Origin of the sequence: Halobacillus salinarum (genome assembly GCF_022919095.1) — a bacterium.
In the GTDB taxonomy this organism is placed as follows: domain Bacteria; phylum Bacillota; class Bacilli; order Bacillales; family Halobacillaceae; genus Halobacillus_B; species Halobacillus_B salinarum.
Window position 1 is genome coordinate 896,862 of sequence record NZ_CP095073.1, and the last position, 17,968, is coordinate 914,829.

The window sequence follows — 17,968 nt, forward strand, 5'->3', positions numbered from 1 at the left end:
AACGCCTAGGGGGAAGAACCGGGTGAAGTATCAAATTGAACACACCAATACCTTCTATTATGAAAATTTTGTAGACCAGAGCATGAATCACATACGTCTTAAGCCGCGGACAGATGAGTGTCAGCGTCTGCTCGAATACTGGACGGAAATCATTCCAAGCTCGATGACGAAGGAGCATATTGACTTATGGGGCAACCATGTGGAAACTTTTTTTATTCCAGAGAAGCATGAACATCTCACAGTTAAAACCATTTCCACAGTCAGTATCCAGAAAAGTCCGTTTATTCGAATGATCCACAGTACGGATGAAATGAACTCTATCTTTCATTCGGAGCTGTTTCATAAGCATTATTTAGCCTATCTAAACGAGACCCCGTACACTTTCTTGTACAAGGAACAAGTGGATGAAATTGCAGCAGCAGTAGGGGATGCATCAGATCCGATTCAATTTTCGCTGGATTTGATGGCCTATATCAATCAATCCCTCGTCTACGATACTCTTGCTACGCATGTGAATACGAAAGCTTATGAAGCCTGGCCGATCAAGGCAGGGGTTTGTCAGGACTATACGCATATCATGCTCGGAGTGCTGCGGGCAGTAGGAATCCCGGCCAGATATGTGAGCGGTTATTTGTATGTTGGAGAGAATTCCGCCTTGATTGGAGATGCTGCCACTCACGCCTGGGTCGAAGTGATGATCCCCGGCATCGGCTGGGTAGGACTTGATCCTACGAATAATGTGGAAGCTTTGGAACAGCACATTCGTATTGGCACCGGTCGTGATTATGCAGACGTAAGCCCGCTTCAGGGAGTCTATCGCGGCGGCGGGCAGAACCTCGATGTCAAGGTGAGCGTGATGCTGCTTGACAAATAAAACCTTATCCACCCTAAAGGTGTTCAGCGTGTAAAAAACTTATGTTTTTTACACGCTTTTTTTGTAATAAAGAGAGGCGGATTTTGATTCCCCACTGAAATCGCCGGGACGCCATGAAAAGGTATTTCTTTCGACAGACGGCCCTGCGGGGAACCTGGCAATTTTTCTATAAAGGTGGTTCTTTAACCCTGGTAGCCTTCGGACGCGGAAGCTGCGGATTTAATCAAATGATACAGCCCGCCAAGAAGCACTCCCACTAAAGCTGGAGCCATCCAGCCTAAATTAAGGGAAAAGAGAGGGAGCTGGCTGACCCATGGTTCTGCAAATGTCACATCTGCTCCTAAGGCTTTTAAGCCGTCGTAAAGACTGAGTATTGCTGTAAAGAAAATCGCGCCACGATACACATATTTGGAATGATGAAACAGGCCGCCTGTAAATGTCAAAATGACTAACACAATAGCAATCGGATAGACGAATACGAGAACAGGAACAGAGTAAGCAATGATTTGATTCAAACCAATATTCGCAACGCCAAAGCTAAGCAGCGTAATCAGGGTAACGACAGTTTTATAAGAAAGAAACTTCACCCGTTCTGAAAAGAACTGCCCGCATGCTACAGTGAGACCTACGCAAGTCGTAAAACAGGCAAGTCCTACAATAATGCCTAACAACAGGGTGCCGACCTCGCCATACATAAGCTTGGAGGCAGCCGCTAATATGGCGCTTCCATTAGCATACGTACCTTCAGACGCCATTTTTGCTCCTATCCATCCAATGGAAACGTAAACACCAGTAAGACCGGCAGCTGTCACCAGTCCTGCTTGTAATGTTTTGATCGTCAGCGTTTTTTCATTTTCCACCCCACGGGAACGGAAGGAATGGACTACGAGAATTCCAAAAGCTAAAGCAGCGATGGCATCCATTGTTAAATAGCCTTCAATAAATCCAGTGAAAAACGGCTGCGTTTGATATTTCTCCTCAGGCGGCTGAATTTGGCCATCAAGAAAGAAGAAGCTTCCGACCACAAGGCCAACAATCGCTAAAAACAGGGCCGGTGTCAGCCACTGGCCGATTCGGTCTACGAGCTTAGAAGGATTCAGGCTCACCCAAAAGACAACCGCGAAAAATACGAGGGTGAATAGGAGCAGCGTTCCAGATGAAGGATGCGAAAGCCAGGGAGAGACCCCGATTTCATAGGCAACATTGGCTGCTCTTGGAATGCCGAAAAACGGACCGATGGCAAGATAGATAACCGAAGTAAAAAGAATGCCGAATAAAGGATGCACTCTGCCGGCCAATTCGACCGCCCCATTTCTTACGAGGGAAATGCCTGCCACGGTAATGACAGGGATTCCAACTCCTGTAAGAACAAACCCGGCAATCGCGGCAAAATAGGAGGTGCCTGCTTCCATACCTAGGGAAACAGGGTAAATTAAATTCCCAGCACCAAAGAATAAAGCAAATAATGTAAAGCCTATGAATAATATATCTCTCGTTTTCATCATGGAGTCCTCCTCTAAGGTGTGTTTATATTCTGAAAATTAAGGGTCTAATGAGTATGTGCATACGAAAAAAAAGCTCTCCCAAATAAAGGAGAAGCGCAGACAGGAGTAAGAAAGATCTGCCTCTTAAACGAAAGCAACGCCGTAATATTATCAATGTCAAAAAATTATGTCAATCCTTTTTTTATTTCACTTCTTTACATAACAACACAGTAAGCGATTACACTAAAAACGGGAAACATGGGGGAGGGAACAAGATAGTTTACAGGAGATATGGGGGATATAGAATATGGCTATAACGATTGAAATGAAGCCTTCGATAAGGGAGACATGTCATGATAGATTCGATCCTGCTTCAATTTATGTTAATCGGATTGCTGGGCATAGGCTCGCAGTGGGTCGCCTGGCGTTACCGTCTGCCGGCTATCGTCATTATGTCGATTGTCGGCTTGCTTGCCGGTCCGGTTTTTGGCCTGATCAATCCAGAACAGGATTTTGGAGATCTTTACCGCCCGATTATTTCTTTAGCCGTTGCCGTCATCCTTTTTGAAGGAAGTCTTAATCTCGATTTTAAAGAAGTTCGCGGCCTTGGAAAGCCGGTTTTTAGGATCGTTACCTTTGGGGCCTTCCTCGGCTGGATTCTCGGTGCGCTTGCGGCTCACTACGTAGCTGGTTTAACCTGGGCTGTTGCGTTTGTCATCGGCGGCCTGTTTATCGTAACCGGTCCGACGGTCATTCTGCCGCTGCTGCGTCAGGCAAAGCTTAAGCCGCGCCCGGCAAAAATTCTTAAATGGGAAGGCATTATCGTTGACCCTATTGGGGCTTTGCTTGCGGTTTTTGCCTTTGAAATCATAAAGTTTTTAATGGATAATTCTGGTAACCCGGCACAACTGCTATCTTTCCTGGCAGCTTCTGTCTTTGCGGTGTTTTTAGGCTGGGGCTGTGGAAAAGGAACAGGCTGGATGTTTGAGTCCGGCTATGTACCGGAATTTCTCAAATCGCCGGTAGTATTCAGCGTAGTCATTGCTTGTTTTACGATTGCAGACGAAATCACACATGAAACGGGTCTGTTATCCGTAACGGCAATGGGAATGACGCTTGCCAACATGCATATTTCTTCGATTGATGATATGAGGCACTTTAAAGAAAATATATCTTTACTGCTCATCTCGACAATTTTTGTCATGCTGACCGCATCATTAACCCAGGATGTTTTGATGCAGATTTTTCACTTCCGAACTATCGGCTTTGTTCTGCTTATGCTGCTTTTCGTCCGGCCGCTATCTATATTCCTATCCACTTGGGGCACAGACTTGTCCAAAGCGGAGAAGCTGCTCGTGGGCTGGATAGCTCCGCGGGGAATTGTTGCTTTAACAGTAGCCAGTTATTTTGCCAATGTGTTTGGGGAAGCCGGTTTTCAAGATGCAAGAATTTTAACTTCGCTGACGTTCGCTCTTGTATTTACTACCGTTGTCGCCCACGGGTTTTCAATCGGGTGGCTGTCAAGGAAGCTGGGCTTGTCCAATGAGGGACCGCCTGGAGTGCTTATTTCCGGTGGAAGTCAGTTTGCTACAGGGCTGGCCAGGACCTTTGAAGAGCTGAACGTTCCTGTGCTTGTTGCGGATTCATCTTGGGAACGTCTTTCCAAGGTAAGGGCATCAGGAGTGAAAACCTATCATGGAGAGATTCTTTCAGAACAGACAGAGTACTCGCTTGATATGACGCCTTACCAATACTTGATTGCTGCGACAGAACTGGATTCTTACAATGCGCTTGTCTGCACGACTTTTGTTCCGGCATTTGGCCGTAACAACTTGTTTCAACTGAGTTTGAATAACGATGAAGGTGATAATCTTGAGAACCTCGTTCATACGATTGGCGGAAGAGTGTTGTTTAAGGAAGGGGTTTCTTGGGAGAAACTTAATTCCATGGTAGAGCATGGTTATGTATTTAGAAAGACGAATATTACGGACCAGTACACCTTCGAACAGTATTTAGAAAATATCAATGATAGTGCGCTGCTCGTATGTGTAAAGAAACCATCTGGAGCTATTGAATTCTTCAGCCATGAACAGGCGATGAGAGCTGAAAAAGGAGACGTAGTTGTCTCTCTTACACCACCTAGCAAAGAGTTCGAAAAAATACAGGAAAAACTGGAAGAGCAGCGGAATGGTCAAAATAAGAAAAAGGAAGCTTGATTAGAAAACAGGTGGCCGGGAACATCCCGGCCACCTGTTTTTATGCAATTTTAAAATATGAATTTACTTTCAGAGTTAAGATTTTGCTTGAGCCAGTTCCTTCTTTAAGTCTTTTAATTCCTTTTCTATCCGGGCCAGCTGGTCTTCTGCATTTTGCACATTTGCTCCGGATGCCTCTAATTTATCAAGATCTCCTTGGATGCGGATGTAATCCGATTTTAAAAAAGTAATTTGGTCTTCAATTTCTTTTTTATTCACGAACAATTCCTCCTTTCTTCTATTGTAGAAGATGTGTCAAGCGGCTATAATAGAAGTAATTTTCTAACAATTAACAAGAGAAAGGGGAGGGTTTCAATGGAAGTCGTTCAATACTGCAATCCTCAGGAATTTGCTGACATCATCGAGCCGTTACTTATGGAAAAGGAAGCGGCCAATAACCTGCCTCTTGGCATTATTGATCGATTAGTAAAAGGGACTTTTAAACAGGATGAGGTATTTATGTACGTAATCAAGGAAAAAGGCGAACCTGTTTATATGACGATGAGGACGCCTCCCCATCTTTGGATTCTTCCAGATGTACCCTCCCTGAAAATCGAGCACATCGAAGCGCTGACTCATCATTTTTGGAAGCGCTCCCTGGAGGTGCCCGGGGTAATTGGGGAAGAACAAGGAATTCAATGGTTTCTTGATAGCTGGAAAAGCTTGACCGGTCAGGAGGCAGAGCTCCAGATGCATCAAGCAGTCTACCAGCTGGATACGTTATTGGCAAAACCAGAGGGAAATGGGAATTTAGTCACTGCTGCTAAGGAGCACCATTCACTGTTAACGGGCTGGCTGGTCCAATTTGAGCAGGAAACAGGTATATCGCTTCATCAGGAAGCAAGCGAAGTAGCAGAGCAATGGATCGAAGACCAGCGTGTGTACCTCTGGGTCGTTGACGGTGAAGCTGTATCCATGGCGGCAAGGGCAAGAACGACCCCTCATGGCGTAACCGTTAACGGAGTGTTCACTCCGGATGAAAAGAAAAGAAATGGGTATGCAACGAGGGCGGTATGGGAGCTCACTGATTTACTTTTGAAAAAAGGCTATCAATTCTGTGCATTGTATACGGATCTTTCGAATCCAACCTCAAATGCGATTTATAAAAAAATCGGGTACCAATGGATAGGAAATTCAAAGGTTTATCATTTTGTTTAATGTCCATAATATGGATTATATGTAAAATTATTTATAAATTTTAGATAATTATAGTAAATTTGGAGCAAATGAAACTTATAGATAGCAAAGGCGATCATATATCCAATGATCGCTCTTTTTTTTAATGTTATCAAAGAATTTACAAACATGTTACAAAATATTCAGTCTTATTCAATTTGAGAAGTTTTGTAAACGTTGGGTATGATAATAGTAACTGAGCTTTCCTACCTATTAGCAGAGGAGGTCACTAACATTTGAAGCTATTAAGATTTTTGGACAAGATTATTCTTAAGCTCGAAGAATTCATTTTGAGCTACGCAGTCATCATCATCGCATTAATGGTTGTAGGGAAAGCTGTATCAAGGGCTCTGTTTAGTTATTCGCCGCCCTTTGCAGATGAAGTCAGTCAAATCTGTATTGTGATTGCCACTTTTATGGGAATCAGCTTTGCCGCGAGAAAAGGAAGACATATCAGTATGTCAGCTTTTTATGACCTTGCCCCCTTTAAAGTGAGGAAGGCTTTTATGATTTTCATCCCGGTCATATCGGCGATATTTATGTTTGTACTTACTTATTTTTCATATTTATACGTGATGGATGTGTATGAATCAGGCCGCGTGACTCCAGCGTTACAAATGCCGTCTTATTATTTATACATTTTCATCCCGATCGGATTTCTGCTCGGAGGCATTCAGTTTCTCAGAAATGCGTGGATTAATATCAGCAAACGGGATGCCGTTTATCTCGGGACAGATGCTAAAGATTATAACGATGAAGACCACCGCGACGTAAGCGAAGAAATTCATCTTTAACACGATCTTCCATTAAAAATTGAACTAAGAAAGGATAAAAATATGGTCGCGACATTACTCATAATCATGGTGGTCCTGCTGTTATTGAACTTTCCTATGATGATACCGCTGATGGCGGCTCCATTAATCGTCATGTTCATTTATTTTCCTAACCTGGATCCCATGATTCTCATGCAACAGTTTTCTACCGGAATTGAGCCGTATGTTTTGCTGGCTGTTCCGTTATTTATCTTTGCAGCAGATATTATGACAACAGGTAAAACGTCCAACCGGCTCCTTGATTTTATTGGTTCTTTTATCGGGCACGTTCGAGGCGGATATGCAGTTACAACAGCTGCTGCCTGTACACTTTTTGGAGCCATTTCAGGTTCGACTCAGGCAACCGTGGTCGCGATTGGAAAACCAATGAGACAGCGCCTTTTGAAAATCGGCTATAAAGACTCATCAGCCATCGCGCTGATTATTAATTCCAGTGATGTAGCTTTACTTGTTCCGCCGAGTATCGGGATGATCATTTATGGTCTCGTTTCCGGTACGTCCGTAGGCGACCTTTTCATCGCCGGAATTATCCCAGGAATTATCGTATTTGCAAGCTTTGCTATTTATGGTGTCATTCATGCAAAAGTGGCGGACATACCGCTTGCCCCTAAAGCTTCCTGGAAGGAACGCTTAAGAATGACAAGAAGAGCGCTTTTGCCATTAGGGTTCCCTATCATTATCATCGGGGGGATCTACAGCGGAATTTTCAGTCCTACAGAAGCTGCGGGTATGTCTGTCTTGTACGCTTTTCTGCTTGAAGTAGTCATATACAGGTCTATTCATTTAAAGGAACTGCCCCGGATCGCTCGTTCTACCGGACTCGTCACTTCCGCTGTATTCGTGCTTGTCGCTGGCGGACAAGCATTCACGTGGATTATCTCATTTGCCCGCATTCCTCAAATGATTTCTGAAGCGGTACTTGGTCCCAATCCAACACAAGTCTATGTGCTGCTGATGGTGACGATTTTCTTCTTTATTGGCTGTATGTTTGTCGATCCAATTGTCGTGATTTTAGTGCTTACACCGATTTTCTACCCTGCGGCAGTGAATGCAGGGGTTGATCCCGTTCACTTAGGGGTGGTTATTACATTCCAGGCAGCGTTAGGGTCTGCGACTCCGCCGTTTGGTGTAGATATATTTACGGCGAGTGCCGTCTTTAACCGGCCATATCTGGATGTAATTAGAGGCACACCGCCTTACATTATCATGCTGGTGATTATTTCTGTCCTGCTCATTTTCTTTGATCAGATATCACTCGCACTACTGTAAGAGAATCTGCATGAAATGATATTTACTAATTTGGGAGGTCATTAAAATTTTAAAAAAGAAGAGTGTTTTTGGTTTAATTGTCTTGTTTGTGATGAGCTTAGTGCTTTCTGCCTGTGGTCAAAAAGATGAAGGGTCAACGGATACTGGCAGTAATGGAGAAACGTATAACTGGAAATTTGTCACGGAAGAAGTGAAAGGCCAGGTTCAATACGAATATGCTGAGGAGTTTGCTAAACGTATGAAAGAGAAATCTGACGGCAAAGTCAATATTACCGTCTATGAGTTCGGTGGTCTTGGCAGTGAAGTGGACCAGGTGGAACAGCTTCAAAATGGCGCTGTTGAAATGGCGGTTATGTCTCCTGGGTTTACAGGAAACATGGTGAAGGAAGGACAGATTTTCGCTTTACATTTCCTATTCCCTGAGAGTGTAGAAAAAACGCAGCAGATTTTAAATGAAAGTGAAGCCCTTAATACTGACTTGCGTAACAAATACGAAGAGCACAGTATTACACCGCTGTCTTTCTGGACAGAAGGTGCCATGGAATGGACATCCAGTAAGAAGATTTCCAAGCCATCTGATTTCAATAACTTTAAAATGCGTACACAAACGTCTCCGTTAATTTTGAAGTCCTATAAAGCTTACGGAGCAGACCCAACACCGATGAGCTGGTCAGAGCTTTATACTGCACTGGATCGCGGAACCGTAGAAGGTCAGGAAAACCCGATTTTCTTTATTGGCGATGCTTCCTTCAACGAAGTGCAGGACTATATGACTTTATCTAACCACAATAACTATGTGGCGATGACTACGGTGAATAAAGACTGGTATGAAGGTCTTTCCGGAGACATTAAAAGCATGGTAGATGAAACGACAAAAGAAATGCAGGACTGGGTGTTTAAAGAACAGAAGAAACAAAACGAGGAATGGCTTGAAAAGATTAAAAACGATAAAGAAAACCCGACAGAAATTGTAGAATTGACGGACGAACAACGTGAAGCCTTTAAAGAAAAAGCAATGCCTGTCCGCGATTTCTACCGTAATGAAGTATCAACCGTGGATGGAAAAATCCTCGATAAGCTTCAAAAAGAAATTAAAGACGCACAATAAAGAAAAAGCTGCTGCCTCAAAAAGGCAGCAGCTTTTTTAATAGGTTATCTTCTGTGCATTAACCAAATTCCCTAACCTTCTCTGGTCGTCTTAAGATGGGATAGGACCCATTTCTTTCTAGTCTCCATCTTATACAGTTAGTCATTTTCCCCTGTCGCACGGTGGGCGAGCCATTCTTGATAAATATGGCTGATAATCGCCTTAATGACAGCATAGGCGGGGATGGCAAAGATTAAGCCTAAAAAGCCTGCAAGACTTCCAGCAGCAAGAATCAAAGTAATAACCGTTAATGGATGGATATGAAGCGCTTTGCCCATCACGTTAGGTGAGACAAGGTTCCCTTCGATCTGCTGGGCAATCACCATAATAATAGCTACGTACACAGCCATCATAGGATCCTGGAATAACCCGACAAGCATCGCCGGAATGACAGCGATGAATGGGCCGATAAAAGGGATCACGTTCATAAACATCGCAAACAGAGACAGAGTAAGTGAGTACGGAAGCCCGATGATTAAGTAACCGACGAGTAAAAGCAGTCCCACGACAACACTGACGGTCATCTGGCCGATAATAAATGAATGAAGCGTATGGTCAATGGAACGTGCAAGCTTCTCAAAGCTGCTGCCAACTCGAGGGTTTAGGAACTGCTTAATAAAAGGAACGAGCTTATCCCCGTCCTTCAGCATGAAAAACAAGAAGAAGGGAACGAGCACCAGGGCGAAGACAAACCCAATTAACTGGCTGATAAAATTAATCAATATTTTCGATGCATTTTCCAAATAACTTTGCAGGTTATGAACAACGTTATTCAATGCACTATCAAATTGGCTCGGGATAATATCCTGATTCTGCTGCCAATAATTAATGCTGTCGGTGAACATATCCACCATCGTAGGGAAATTATTGATAAGTCTTGTAAATTGCTGCTGGGCTATCGGTGCAATGTACTGTACGATCAAAAACCCGACGAGAAGAAACAAGGCAAAGATCACCAGGATGGCCAGCACACGCGGGACTTTGTTTCTCTCCAGCCACTGAAGGACCGGCCGCGAGAGGTAAAAAAGTATTCCTCCTCCTATGAGTGGAACGGCAATGGCAGCAATATAGGTAAAGATAGGCTGAAAGAAAAAGCTGATTTTATGAAGCATATAGATTAACAATGCTGCGAGAATCACTGTTATAATAGTTTGGAACCACCGTTTATGAATCAACTGCGACACACCTTTATGTATGATATTCGTACCTTGTTCGTATTCGTGATTTATCCAGCATATTCCTCTAAGAAGTTTCTTCTTAGTCTATACTATTTACATAATGAAGAAAAGTCATAGACGGTCTTCTTAAAAGAGAACAACCGTAATAAAGGAGAGATAAAATGAAACAGCAGCTACTCGAAAGATTTACTTCCTACGTTAAAGTCAATACTCAATCAAATGAAGCAGTGGAGACCACTCCTTCCACCAGCGGCCAGCTCGAATTGGCAGAGCAGCTTGTAGAAGAATTGAAAGAAATAGGGATGGAAGAGGTGGAAATGGACCAATACGGCTACGTAATGGCTACTCTCCCCGCTAATACTGAAAAGAGTGTCCCGGTCATTGGCTTTTTAGCCCACATCGATACTGCGACAGACTTTACCGGTGAACATGTGAATCCGCAAGTGGTGGAAAATTATGATGGCGGCGACATTGCGTTAAATGATGCTGTCATCTTATCTCCTGCTGATTTTCCAGAGCTCAAGAATTATAAAGGGCATACGCTTGTCACGACGGACGGGACGACCTTACTAGGAGCAGACAACAAAGCAGGAATCACGGAGATTATGACAGCTATGGACTATTTACTGCATCATCCCGAAATAAAACATGGAAAGATTCGTGTAGCTTTTACACCAGACGAAGAAATTGGCAGAGGCCCTCACAAATTTGACGTCGGCCGTTTTAACGCTTCGTACGCTTACACGGTTGACGGGGGACCGCTTGGAGAACTGCAGTATGAAAGCTTTAATGCTGCTTCAGCCCATATCACTTTTAAAGGAAATAGCGTACACCCGGGGACGGCCAAAGGAAAAATGGTCAATGCGGCTAAGCTGGCCATGGAGTTTAATGAAGCCCTCCCAAAACAGCAGGCGCCAGAGCATACAGCAGGGTATGAAGGGTTCTATCATCTGCATTCCATCAAAGGAGACGTAGAAGAGGCCAAGCTGGATTACTTAATCCGGGATCATGACAAAGAAGAATTTGAAAAAAGGAAACAGACGCTGCAGGACTTGACTGCAAAAATCGATCGTCAATATGAAAAAGCCAGTGTGACGATAGAAGTGAACGATCAATATTACAATATGGGCGACAAGATTAAGCCGGTGAAAGAAATCGTAGATATGGCTTATGAAGCGATGGAGAAGCTCGATATTAAGCCGGTTGTCCAGCCGATCAGGGGAGGCACCGATGGTTCACAGCTTTCTTATATGGGACTTCCTACGCCGAATATTTTCACAGGTGGGGAGAATTTCCACGGTAAATATGAGTACATTTCCTTGGATAACATGGAGCAGGCTGCAAAAGTAATCGTAGAGATTACGCGTCTTTTTGAAGAAAAAGCTTAAGAAAAGAGGGTTAATCAAACGTTTGTTTAACTTGTGTGAAGCCTGATTGTATATGAATCAATAGATTGTGCCTGTATTGAATAAGCTTGAATGGACTTTTGCATACTAAGGTTCAAATAATAGTTGACAAAACACGGTGGCATGCTATGATGAGAATAGAATTTAGCTTTCTCTAAAGGGGAGTAGCTGGACAGTAAAGTCGTCATTTCGGGAGGAATCCCCGGCTTTATTGGCAACGTACGTTGTTAGCGAGACCTTTACCCACCGTGGTAAAGGTCTATTTTAATGGTCTTTACCTCAGTGGCAGGTAAGGCCATTTTTTTATAGAAAAGGAGAATTATTTCATGGATGCACAATTGCTGATTGAATATGGCTGGGTATTACTCGTACTTGTAGGACTGGAAGGGATTTTAGCAGCGGATAACGCTTTGGTGCTTGCCATCATGGTCAAGCATCTGCCTGAAGAAAAGAGGAAAAAAGCGCTCTTCTATGGATTGTTCGGTGCCTTTATCCTTCGGTTTGGTTCGTTGTTTATCATTTCCTTCCTTGTCGACGTATGGCAGGTACAGGCACTCGGGGCCGCATATCTCCTGTTTATTTCCGTGAAGCACCTTTATGACAAGTGGAAAGTTCGGAACAAGGACGCCAGTGATCCTGAAGAAGAAGAGGAAGATTCACGTGGAAAAGGATTTTGGGCAACCGTATTCAAGGTGGAGTTGGCGGATTTAGCTTTTGCTGTTGACTCTATATTAGCGGCAGTTGCTTTAGCCGTGTCCCTGCCGGAAACGAATCTTCCTAGTGTCGGAAGTCTTGACGGGGCACAGTTTATGGTCATTCTTGCAGGAGGAATGATTGGGATAATCATCATGCGGTTTGCAGCGAACATATTTGTCAAATTGCTTCATTCTCGTCCAGGACTTGAGGTTGCTGCATTTGTAATCGTCGGCTGGGTGGGAGTTAAGCTCGTTGTATCAACCCTGGCGCACCCGAATGTGCATATCATTGATGAGCACTTCGCGCATTCGGCCCTCTGGAAAATCATATTCTATGTTGTATTAGTCGTCATTGCCGCATTAGGCTGGTTTTTGTCCAGCAAAAAAGAAGAAGCTCAATCTTAACGGTCAATCTGCCGGTCTTTCACAACCGGCAGTTATTTTCCTGCAGCCAGTCCGTTTAAGTTTCTCTTCTGTACTATGCAGGGTAAAATAAAAGTAACACAAGGTTGAAGGGGGCGATTCAATGGGGAAAGCTTCGAATAACCCAGGCGATCAATTTCACTATATAAAAAATCGAATTCAAATGCTGAACCAGGTGGTCTCAACCATGGATCCGGATCAAGTGGATATGAATGATTTTACGAGAGTGCTGGAAATGATTCAGCAGCTTCAAGTAAAGATGGAACGTTTTAAAAAGGACTGGGAAAGTGAGTCATAGCCGATCCGGGCTGTGGGAGTCTTCGTAAGGAGGAGAAACGATGGAATATAGAAAGATAAAACAGGCAGAAGCCGTGCAAATCTCCCAATGGAAGTATCCTCCTCCTTATGATTTTTATGACATAACCGCTGATGAAGAAGATTATCAGGAATTTATAGATCCCCGCAAGCGAAGTGAGCATACATACAGCGTTTTTGAAAGAGGGGTGATCATAGGTTTTCTCACGGCTATCCCGGTGGATGAAGGAAAAGTGGAGATCGGATTAGGGATGCGCCCGGATTTGACTGGAAAAGGACGAGGAGAGGAACAGCTGTCCTCGATGCTTGAATTTGTAAAAAAAGAATACGATCCTCATACTGTTACCTTGGCCGTAGCAAAATTTAACAGGCGTGCAATCACTGTATATGAACGTGCCGGTTTTAAGAAGATAGAGACTTACCCTCAGAAGACCAATGGCGGTGTCTATCCGTTTATTAGGATGAACATGCACTTTTAATCTTGAGAAAAACTTACTAGTATGGAAGAGAAAAGGGGAGGAGAGAGTATGGCATTGCACCATTTCTATTTAAAGGCAAGCTGGCCGGGAGGACGAAATGAAGTAGGGACAATCGAGGCAGATAAGCTGAAAACGAACATCTCAATTCCTAAAGAGATGGACGGTCCGGATATCGGTACAAATCCAGATGAGATGCTGCTTGGGGCAGCGGCAACCTGCTACATCATTACGTTAGCAGCAATGATTGAACGTGCCGGTTTACCATTGAAGGGAATGGAGATGGATTCTGAAGGCATCGTTGACGTGACCAAAGGAGTATTTACGTACGAAAAAATCATCCATAAGCCACGTGTTGTCTTAACCAGTGAGGCGAAGAAAGAGCATCTGGATAAGCTGAATACACTCGTGGAAAAAGCAGAGACGAGCTGCATGATATCAAAGGCTGTCCAGGGAAACGTAGCTTTAGAATTACAAGCGGATACAAGCATAGGCTGATGATCAACGCTCTATTTCACAAGAAATAAAGCTTGCAGGGAAAGTTTCCCTGCAAGCTTAAATCGTTTTAAAAAATATAAATGCGTGCCTCATATGGCCGCAAACCAAAAGTATTTAACGGTTCATGTTCCTCGACGGTTTGATTAGCAAGCGCAAGCGTCTCGTAAGGAAGGAGGCGGGGGGAGTGAAACTCCGCTTCTTGATCCGTCAGGTTCGTAATAATATAAGCCTTATGATTTTCAAACGTACGCGAATAGGCATAAACCTTCGGGTCGTTATCCATCAACAGCTGATAAACTCCGTACGTAAAGAGCTCGTATCTTTTTTTGAGGTCGATCATCTGTTTATAAAAATTCAAAATCGATTCAGGGGTGTCAAGCTGGTCTTTTACATTCACTTCTGAATAATTAGGATTGACCTTCATCCACGGCTCTGCAGTTGAGAAGCCTGCATGAGCGGTAGTGCTCCACTGCATCGGTGTGCGGCTGTTATCTCTTGAAGTGTTCCAAAGTACCTTCATAATCTCCTGTTCGTCCCAGCCTTCAGCCTTTTTGCTGGCATAAAAGTTCTTAGCAGCGACGTCATCGTAATCTTCGATTGAAGGAAAGGCCACGTTGGTCATGCCGATTTCCTGTCCTTGATAAATAAAAGGTGTGCCTTGCATGAAAAAGTACATCGCTCCGATTGCTGTTGCACTTTCACGCCAATATTCCTCATCATCGCCCCAGGTGGAAACGACTCGGGCTTTATCGTGGTTTTCCACGAACAAAGCGTTCCAGCCAATATCCTGAAGCCCTGTCTGCCAGCGGGTCAAAACCTGCTTAAGTCCCTTGATATCAAGTTTTTGCTCGGCATCCTGATCCCACAAGTCCAAATGTTCGAATTGAAAAACCATGTTCATTTTGCCTTGTTCTCCAACCCAGAGGTGAGCTTCATCCGCACTCACTCCATTCGCTTCTCCGACAGTCATCACATCATAATTATCATAAGTACGGTCCTTAAATTCTTGTAAAAACTTATGAATCCCTTCTTGATTCATGTGCATATCAAACGAGGAGACATACGGAAGGTTGTCCGGGTTTGGCATGTCCGGCAGGTTCGGGCGTTTTTTGATATGGCTGATGGCATCAATCCGGAAACCATCCACGCCTTTATCGAGCCACCAGTTGACCGTCTCATAGAGTGCCTCTCTAACTTCGGGGTTTTCCCAGTTCAAATCCGGCTGTTTCGTTGAAAATACGTGGAGATAATACTGTTCCGTTTTCTGATCGTATTCCCAGGCAGATCCGCCAAAGATGCTTTCCCAGTTATTCGGTTCGCCACCGTTTTTCCCATCCCGCCAAATGTACCAGTCTCTTTTCGGATGATCTTTAGAAGAGCGGGACTCGATGAACCACGGATGTTCATCACTTGTATGGTTTAAGACGAGATCAATGATCAGCTTCATTCCGCGGCTGTGCACTTCCTGGAGCAGCTGGTCAAAGTCATCCATCGTACCGAATTCTTCTAATATATCCTTGTAATCGGATATGTCATAGCCGTTGTCATCCTTAGGCGACTTATACATCGGGCAGATCCAGATGAAATCGATGCCGAGTTCCTCTAAATAATCGAGGCGCTGGATGATTCCTTGAAGGTCACCGATTCCGTCTCCATTGGAATCCTGGAAGCTTCGGGGATACACTTGATAACCTACGGCTTCTTTCCACCAAATTCTTTCCATTGAAAAACCTCTTTTCCTATGAGAATAAGTGAGCGTACTAAAAGAAATAGTGCAAACGATTGCATCAACTATATGATAATACTAGCTGATTTTGTCTCGATTTACAATGAAATTTATAAAGGGGAAATAATTGCGGAAACCAGCAATTTCTTATATATTAAGTGTAAGACAATTGAATAAGTTGTCCTTCGGGGTCGGGTGAAAATCCCAGCCGGCGGTAATAACGATTGTTAGAGCCCGCGACGGGGAAGCAGTGCAAGCCACGTTTCCTCCTGATTTGGTGTGAGTCCAAAGCCGACAGTTACAGTCTGGATGGGAGAAGGATTGGAGAACGTAACGGTACAAATTTTTCTATACGTGTACCTTTTATTAGGTGTACACAAAAAATACGTTCCTAAGACCCTGGAGAAGTATGTCTTCTTCAGGGTCTTTTATTTTTAGCATCTGGATTGAAATCATTGAGGTGATGAAATGGATCGAGATCAGCATTATATGGCAATGGCTCTGCAGATGGCCAGGGAAACGATCGGACAGACCAGCCCGAATCCTTCTGTTGCAGCTGTCGTAGTCAAAGAAAATCAAGTGGCAGGAATCGGTGTTCACGTAAAAGCTGGAGAACCTCATGCGGAAGTGCATGCCATCCAGATGGCTGGGGATAAGGCAGCGGGAGCTGAAATTTTCGTAACTCTTGAACCGTGCAGCCATTACGGAAGAACGCCTCCTTGTGCGAAAGCGATTATCGATGCCGGGATTGAGCGGGTAGTGATTGCAACGACCGATCCCAATCCAAAAGTAGCAGGACGCGGCATAGACATGATGGAAGAAGCAGGGATTGAAGTGAAAGTCAATGTATTAAAAAAAGAAGCCGATCAAATTAATCTGTCTTTTTTCCATTATATTAATACATCAGAGCCGTACGTCCGGCTGAAATCAGCGATGAGTCTTGACGGAAAGATCGCTACTTCAACTGGAGAGAGCCAGTGGATTACTGGGGAGAAGGCCCGCTTGGATGGTCATCAGTACCGGCACAAATCGGATGCTATTCTCGTAGGAGTGAATACTGTATTAACGGATAATCCTAAGCTTACCACCCGCATTCAAGGAGGAGGCATTAATCCTGTCCGGATTATTCTGGATACCCATTTAAGAACCCCGCCTTCTGCTCAGCTCGTTCAAAATAGCGAAGCACAAACTTGGATTTTTACGGGCAGAACAGTTTCTCCAGAGCAACGTGAACATTTTTCCGGTTTTCCTCATGTTTCGATTATTCCGCTTGAAGCAGAAGAAATAAAAGTGGAGGAGCTGCTCAGGTATTTAGGAGAGCAGGAGATTACTTCTCTTTTAATCGAAGGCGGAGGGACAATAGCCGATGCTTTTGTCCGTGCAGGTCGTGTGAATGAAATGATTTCCTATATTGCACCAAAGCTGATCGGTGGAAAAAATGCGCTTACCCCTGTAAGCGGAGAAGGGATCCCGCATTTGAAGAATGTGCAATCGTTAACGATTCAATCACATGAACAACTGGGTCAGGATATCAAAATTGTCTCTGTCAAGGAGGGTTAAGCGTGTTTACAGGAATTGTAGAAGAAATTGGCATAATAAAAGGAATCACTGCAAAAACAGAAGCGCTTGAGCTTCATGTGCAGGCGGAAACAATCATGAGTGATATAGAGCTTGGTGCAAGCATTTCAGTAAACGGTGTCTGCCTGACAGTGACAGGTTTTAATGACAAAAGTGCAAGCTTTGACGTCATGCCTGAAACTTTTCGGGCGACGAACCTTCACTACTTAAAACAGGGAAGCCAAGTGAACCTGGAAAGAGCCATGGCGGCAAATGGACGATTTGGCGGCCATCTTGTTTCAGGACATATTGACGGGACAGGAACGATTGTAACGAAAAAACGCGAATCGAACGCGGTTTATTATGAGCTTGAGCTTCCGGAAGAGCTCATCCCGTACTTTGTTCATAAAGGATCGATTACGGTAGACGGAACGAGTTTAACGGTTTTTGGTGTCAACGGGAACCAGGTGACGATCTCACTCATCCCACATACAATGGAACATACGGTCCTGGGCGGAAAGGGTCCCGGTGATACCGTCAATATAGAAGTAGATATGATCAGTAAATATGTGGCCCATTTCTTAAAAGGCGAGACAATGGATGAACCTAAGTCTGAGTTATCCAAACAATTTCTTAAAGAAAATGGCTTCACATAA

17 protein-coding genes and 1 riboswitch are annotated in these 17,968 nt (G+C 43.9%); of the genes, 13 read left to right on the plus strand and 4 right to left on the minus strand.

The window, feature by feature from the left end; genetic code table 11:
* The first annotated feature begins 22 nt into the window (after positions 1-22).
* Positions 23-874: a transglutaminase family protein gene (locus MUN89_RS04695; protein ID WP_244711833.1), complete on the plus strand. Its 852-nt coding sequence runs from the start codon at positions 23-25 to the stop codon at positions 872-874.
* Positions 875-1,056: 182 nt separating this feature from the next.
* On the opposite strand, the gene brnQ is transcribed toward MUN89_RS04695, so the two are convergent.
* Positions 1,057-2,376: a branched-chain amino acid transport system II carrier protein gene (gene brnQ, locus MUN89_RS04700; protein WP_244713573.1), complete on the minus strand. Its 1,320-nt coding sequence runs from the start codon at positions 2,374-2,376 to the stop codon at positions 1,057-1,059.
* Positions 2,377-2,711: 335 nt separating this feature from the next.
* On the opposite strand from brnQ, the gene MUN89_RS04705 reads away from it, so the two are divergent.
* Positions 2,712-4,574, plus strand: a complete 1,863-nt coding sequence (locus MUN89_RS04705) for a cation:proton antiporter (RefSeq protein WP_244711834.1) — start codon at positions 2,712-2,714, stop codon at positions 4,572-4,574.
* Between the two features lie 75 nt (positions 4,575-4,649).
* On the opposite strand, the gene MUN89_RS04710 is transcribed toward MUN89_RS04705, so the two are convergent.
* On the minus strand, positions 4,650-4,832 hold the full coding sequence (locus MUN89_RS04710) for an SE1832 family protein (RefSeq protein WP_244711836.1): 183 nt from the start codon (positions 4,830-4,832) through the stop codon (positions 4,650-4,652).
* Between the two features lie 96 nt (positions 4,833-4,928).
* On the opposite strand from MUN89_RS04710, the gene MUN89_RS04715 reads away from it, so the two are divergent.
* The 4 genes from MUN89_RS04715 (at position 4,929) to MUN89_RS04730 (ending at position 8,999) form a co-directional block, all read left to right on the plus strand.
* Complete coding sequence (locus tag MUN89_RS04715; protein ID WP_244711838.1) at positions 4,929-5,771, plus strand: GNAT family N-acetyltransferase; 843 nt, start codon at positions 4,929-4,931, stop codon at positions 5,769-5,771.
* A 272-nt stretch (positions 5,772-6,043) separates the two neighbouring features.
* The gene (locus MUN89_RS04720; protein ID WP_318036119.1) at positions 6,044-6,583 is read left to right on the plus strand and encodes a TRAP transporter small permease; all 540 of its coding nucleotides are present in this window, start codon (positions 6,044-6,046) and stop codon (positions 6,581-6,583) included.
* A gap of 42 nt (positions 6,584-6,625) precedes the next feature.
* Positions 6,626-7,891 carry a TRAP transporter large permease gene (locus tag MUN89_RS04725; protein WP_244711841.1) on the plus strand — a complete coding sequence of 422 codons (1,266 nt, stop codon included), beginning with the start codon at positions 6,626-6,628 and terminating at the stop codon, positions 7,889-7,891.
* A 91-nt stretch (positions 7,892-7,982) separates the two neighbouring features.
* Positions 7,983-8,999 (plus strand): DctP family TRAP transporter solute-binding subunit, encoded by a 1,017-nt coding sequence (locus MUN89_RS04730; RefSeq protein WP_244713575.1) that lies wholly within the window; start codon positions 7,983-7,985, stop codon positions 8,997-8,999.
* Between the two features lie 137 nt (positions 9,000-9,136).
* Here the strand turns inward: MUN89_RS04730 and MUN89_RS04735 are convergent, their stop codons facing one another.
* Positions 9,137-10,222 (minus strand): AI-2E family transporter, encoded by a 1,086-nt coding sequence (locus tag MUN89_RS04735; protein WP_396266079.1) that lies wholly within the window; start codon positions 10,220-10,222, stop codon positions 9,137-9,139.
* A gap of 155 nt (positions 10,223-10,377) precedes the next feature.
* Here MUN89_RS04735 and pepT point away from each other — a divergent pair, with 155 nt between their 5' ends.
* The 5 genes from pepT (at position 10,378) to MUN89_RS04760 (ending at position 14,029) form a co-directional block, all read left to right on the plus strand.
* Complete coding sequence (pepT, locus tag MUN89_RS04740) at positions 10,378-11,604, plus strand: peptidase T (RefSeq protein ID WP_244711845.1); 1,227 nt, start codon at positions 10,378-10,380, stop codon at positions 11,602-11,604.
* A gap of 344 nt (positions 11,605-11,948) precedes the next feature.
* The gene (locus tag MUN89_RS04745; protein ID WP_244711846.1) at positions 11,949-12,722 is read left to right on the plus strand and encodes a TerC family protein; all 774 of its coding nucleotides are present in this window, start codon (positions 11,949-11,951) and stop codon (positions 12,720-12,722) included.
* A gap of 121 nt (positions 12,723-12,843) precedes the next feature.
* A complete protein-coding gene (locus tag MUN89_RS04750; RefSeq protein WP_244711848.1) occupies positions 12,844-13,038 on the plus strand; it encodes an SE1561 family protein in 195 nt (64 codons plus the stop codon).
* A gap of 40 nt (positions 13,039-13,078) precedes the next feature.
* Positions 13,079-13,534 carry a GNAT family N-acetyltransferase gene (locus MUN89_RS04755; RefSeq protein ID WP_244711850.1) on the plus strand — a complete coding sequence of 152 codons (456 nt, stop codon included), beginning with the start codon at positions 13,079-13,081 and terminating at the stop codon, positions 13,532-13,534.
* A gap of 48 nt (positions 13,535-13,582) precedes the next feature.
* Positions 13,583-14,029 (plus strand): OsmC family protein, encoded by a 447-nt coding sequence (locus MUN89_RS04760; RefSeq protein ID WP_244711851.1) that lies wholly within the window; start codon positions 13,583-13,585, stop codon positions 14,027-14,029.
* Between the two features lie 67 nt (positions 14,030-14,096).
* Here the strand turns inward: MUN89_RS04760 and MUN89_RS04765 are convergent, their stop codons facing one another.
* Positions 14,097-15,752 carry a glycoside hydrolase family 13 protein gene (locus MUN89_RS04765; protein ID WP_244711853.1) on the minus strand — a complete coding sequence of 552 codons (1,656 nt, stop codon included), beginning with the start codon at positions 15,750-15,752 and terminating at the stop codon, positions 14,097-14,099.
* A gap of 180 nt (positions 15,753-15,932) precedes the next feature.
* A riboswitch (FMN riboswitch) is annotated at positions 15,933-16,080 on the plus strand.
* 143 nt (positions 16,081-16,223) lie between these two features.
* On the opposite strand from MUN89_RS04765, the gene ribD reads away from it, so the two are divergent.
* Entirely contained in the window at positions 16,224-17,315 is a 1,092-nt protein-coding gene (gene ribD, locus MUN89_RS04770; RefSeq protein WP_244711854.1) for a bifunctional diaminohydroxyphosphoribosylaminopyrimidine deaminase/5-amino-6-(5-phosphoribosylamino)uracil reductase RibD, read from the plus strand.
* A gap of 2 nt (positions 17,316-17,317) precedes the next feature.
* A complete protein-coding gene (gene ribE, locus MUN89_RS04775) occupies positions 17,318-17,968 on the plus strand; it encodes a riboflavin synthase (RefSeq protein ID WP_244711856.1) in 651 nt (216 codons plus the stop codon).

Bases quoted from the DNA above. Each gene is read 5' to 3' on its own strand.
- MUN89_RS04725 (WP_244711841.1), top strand. From the start codon at position 6,626: ATGGTCGCGACATTACTCATAATCATGGTGGTCCTGCTGTTATTGAAC.
- MUN89_RS04750 (WP_244711848.1), top strand. From the start codon at position 12,844: ATGGGGAAAGCTTCGAATAACCCAGGCGATCAATTTCACTATATAAAA.
- MUN89_RS04745 (WP_244711846.1), top strand. From the start codon at position 11,949: ATGGATGCACAATTGCTGATTGAATATGGCTGGGTATTACTCGTACTT.
- MUN89_RS04755 (WP_244711850.1), top strand. From the start codon at position 13,079: ATGGAATATAGAAAGATAAAACAGGCAGAAGCCGTGCAAATCTCCCAA.
- MUN89_RS04760 (WP_244711851.1), top strand. From the start codon at position 13,583: ATGGCATTGCACCATTTCTATTTAAAGGCAAGCTGGCCGGGAGGACGA.
- brnQ (WP_244713573.1), bottom strand. From the start codon at position 2,376: ATGAAAACGAGAGATATATTATTCATAGGCTTTACATTATTTGCTTTA.
- MUN89_RS04730 (WP_244713575.1), top strand. From the start codon at position 7,983: ATGAGCTTAGTGCTTTCTGCCTGTGGTCAAAAAGATGAAGGGTCAACG.
- pepT (WP_244711845.1), top strand. From the start codon at position 10,378: ATGAAACAGCAGCTACTCGAAAGATTTACTTCCTACGTTAAAGTCAAT.
- MUN89_RS04715 (WP_244711838.1), top strand. From the start codon at position 4,929: ATGGAAGTCGTTCAATACTGCAATCCTCAGGAATTTGCTGACATCATC.
- ribD (WP_244711854.1), top strand. From the start codon at position 16,224: ATGGATCGAGATCAGCATTATATGGCAATGGCTCTGCAGATGGCCAGG.
- MUN89_RS04705 (WP_244711834.1), top strand. From the start codon at position 2,712: ATGATAGATTCGATCCTGCTTCAATTTATGTTAATCGGATTGCTGGGC.
- MUN89_RS04765 (WP_244711853.1), bottom strand. From the start codon at position 15,752: ATGGAAAGAATTTGGTGGAAAGAAGCCGTAGGTTATCAAGTGTATCCC.